Origin of the sequence: Microcoleus sp. B7-D4 (assembly GCF_036705125.1) — a bacterium.
In the GTDB taxonomy this organism is placed as follows: Bacteria; Cyanobacteriota; Cyanobacteriia; order Cyanobacteriales; family Microcoleaceae; genus Microcoleus.
The window spans coordinates 1-3,184 of record NZ_JAUBTT010000221.1 but is presented as its reverse complement, the minus strand read 5'-3'; the positions used below and the strand labels follow the sequence as shown (position 1 = coordinate 3,184).

At 42.3% G+C, this 3,184-nt stretch carries 3 protein-coding genes; all 3 read left to right on the top strand.

Annotation, left to right across the window (positions count from 1 at the left end; all coding sequences use genetic code 11):
- Positions 1 to 1,761, top strand: a 1,761-nt coding sequence (gene hsdR, locus QUB12_RS36905) for a type I restriction-modification system endonuclease (protein WP_333311049.1), incomplete at its 5' end; no start/stop codon positions are given.
- Between the two features lie 62 nt (positions 1,762 to 1,823).
- Positions 1,824 to 2,876 carry a hypothetical protein gene (locus QUB12_RS36900; protein ID WP_333311048.1) on the top strand — a complete coding sequence of 351 codons (1,053 nt, stop codon included), beginning with the start codon at positions 1,824 to 1,826 and terminating at the stop codon, positions 2,874 to 2,876.
- A 42-nt stretch (positions 2,877 to 2,918) separates the two neighbouring features.
- The coding region (locus QUB12_RS36895) for a type I restriction-modification system subunit M N-terminal domain-containing protein (RefSeq protein ID WP_333311045.1) at positions 2,919 to 3,184 on the top strand (266 nt) is incomplete at its 3' end.

Below are 3,184 nucleotides of genomic sequence, written 5' to 3'. Positions count from 1 at the left end.
GATGAAACGACTATCCTAACCGTTGACCAGTATGACTGCATTGTGGTGGATGAGTGCCATCGGGGGTATTTGCTTGACCAAGAGTTGAGCGAAACAGAATTGACGTTTCGGGACTTTAACGAGTACATATCGAAGTATCGACGGGTGTTGGATTACTTCGATGCGGTGAAGATTGGTCTGACGGCAACTCCAGCACTACACACGACGCACATCTTTGGAGAACCTGTTTACACTTACAGCTATCGGGAAGCGGTGATTGATGGCTGGTTGATTGACCACGAACCGCCCTATCGGATTAAGACGGCGCTTTCTGAAGATGGTATTGTCTGGAATCCAGGCGACCAGATGGAGTTTTTTGACCCCAAAACAGGGCAGCTAGATTTAGTTCATGCACCGGATACTGTCCGCATTGATGTTGAGCAGTTTAATAAACGGGTGGTAACGCAAGAGTTTAACCGAGTGGTTTGTGAGTATTTAGCGGAAAATATTGACCCTGCATTACCTGGAAAAACTCTGATTTTCTGCGTCAATACCAATCATGCCGATATTGTGGTTGATCAATTGAAAATTGCTTTGGAAAACGAGTATGGTAGCGTCGAAGATGACTCGGTGCTGAAAATTACCGGGAATGCCGATAAGCCGTTGCAGTTGATTGGCCGCTTTAAAAATGAGGTCAATCCCAAAATTGCGGTGACAGTAGATTTGTTGACGACGGGGATTGATGTCCCAGAAATATGTAACGTGGTGTTTATGCGGCGGGTAAATTCCCGGATACTTTACGAACAGATGTTAGGGCGGGCGACTCGACTGTGTGACGAGATTGGCAAAGAGGTGTTTCGGGTGTTTGATGCGGTAGATATCTATACCGCCATCTCAAATGTGTCCGAAATGAAGCCTGTGGTCAATAAGCCCGATTTTTCATTTAGCCAGTTGGTCGATGAGTTGGGAACGGTACAAGACTCGGCGGCGATTAAGAGTATTATTGATGAACTGTTGGCGAAGTTGCAGCGCAAAAAGCGATCGCTCTCGGATGACAGCAAGGAGGCAATTGAAACGCTGGCGGGAATGCCTGTTGAGGGCATGGTAAGCCATTTACGCGAATCTAGCCCCAGTGAGGCGGCGCAGTGGTTACGGGATAGAAAAGAAATTGCCCAAATGTTAGACCGACGGGATGGCGGGATGCAAGCAGTTCTCATTTCCCGCCATCAGGATGTGTTGAGGAGTGTGGAACGAGGCTATGGGGATGCCGAACGACCGCAAGACTATTTGGATGGCTTTAGAGCCTTTTTGCGGGAGAATTTGAATAATATTCCGGCGCTGTTGGTGGTGACTCAGCGTCCGCGTGACTTGACCAGGGCGCAACTCAAGGAACTGCGTCTGTTGTTGGATGGGCTGGGGTTCTCAGAAACTAACCTGCAAGTGGCGTGGCGGGAGATGACAAATGAGGATATTGCTGCTTCGATTATCGGGTTTATCCGGCAGGCGGCGTTGGGAGATGCGTTGGTGCCTTATGGAGAACGAGTAGATAAGGCGATGAAGAAAATCTTAGCGCGTCGTAGTTGGACTGCACCGCAGCGCAAGTGGTTGGAGCGGATTGGTCAGCAGTTGAAAACAGAGGTGATTGTAGACCGGGATGCTTTTGACCGGGGAGAATTTAAGGCGCAAGGTGGGGGATTTGAACGGTTGAATCGAGCTTTTGACGGGCAATTGGAGGAAATTTTGAATCAGATTAGCGAAGAACTTTGGCAGTCAGCTAGTTAGGCGAGAATCTACAAAAATTCAGTCAAGAATCTTTGAAAATAAAGAAATAGAACAAAAATAATATGAATAACAATGATAATGTAGAGCTGAAAAAAATAATTGAACAATTGAAAAATCTTACTAATCGCCCGTCACCAAGAAAAGCATGGAAGCAGGGAGAACTTTTAACCGAACTTTTAACTAGCAAAAATTACTTGTTTTGGCTAGAAAATTACCTTTGCGATAAATTTAATAAACAATTCTTCAGGCAAGATTATTACGAAAACTTAGATGATTTTCATACTTTTATCGCACAAGAACTAGATTTAGATTTTTCAAAAAAACAAGTTGAAAAATATATAGATATCTATAAAACAATTGACTGGAAATATATAGAGAACAATAATAGTATGCTTCTCGAACATCTCTATACTTTAGTCGGGGTAGAACCAGTAATGAGAATCAAAGTGCTAGATGCAATGAGTTCTATAGAAATCGAATTTAAAAAGCAGGTTCAAACAAAAAAAACTTTAAAAAATCTTTATCGTTCTGAAGATATTAGTAGGGTTGTAGACTCCATATTAAACTCATCGCAAGATTTTTCTTCTGAAACCATAAAAAATATAATTCTAGATGATTATATTAGCAGTAGGCTAAAAAACAGCCGAAGTCTTATACAAAAGCCTCCTAGAGGAGAAATAGATATTAATAGCGTATATTTTTCCGAACTAAATAATTTGCACCCGAAAGAACCTATAGATGAACAAGGACTCGTAGCTTTCTTTTGTACAATATTTCATTTGATCAAGAAAATGGAATTTGATTTTAAGTTCCCTTGGTCCAATAAAGAGAATACATACAGCTTCTCAAGAATAATTTATGTAAGGAATCCATTTCCTGATGCACGAATTGAGTTTTTGGAGCAGGGAAAATCAGAACTTACAAGGACTTTGGATATAGAGTTTGAGTATGAGAGTCAAAACTATATAGAACATAAACACCACCAAGAATCAGCTCACTGTCACATGATTATATGCTGGTTAAACAACTGGAATAGTTCTATGTATTATGCCCCTATCCTCTCTCTCAAAGAGTTGCTAGAAACTGGAGAGATAAAGCTCCATTATTTTGACTAAAACTCTTAATTAAAATAGTTGTATTTTGACAAAAAGAACCAAGTGAACACAACAACTGATATTGTCCAAAAACTCTGGAGCTTGTGCCACGTCCTGCGGGATGACGGCATTACTTACCTGCAATACGTCACTGAACTGACTTACCTGCTATTTCTCAAGATGGCGCAGGAGACGGGGGTGGAAGACCAATTGCCCCAAGCGTTACGCTGGGCAGATTTGACGGCGAAAGAAGGGATAGAACAATTGACATTCTACCGCTCTCTGCTGCTGGAATTGGGATCAAAAGCTTCATCGCTACGGGTGCAGGC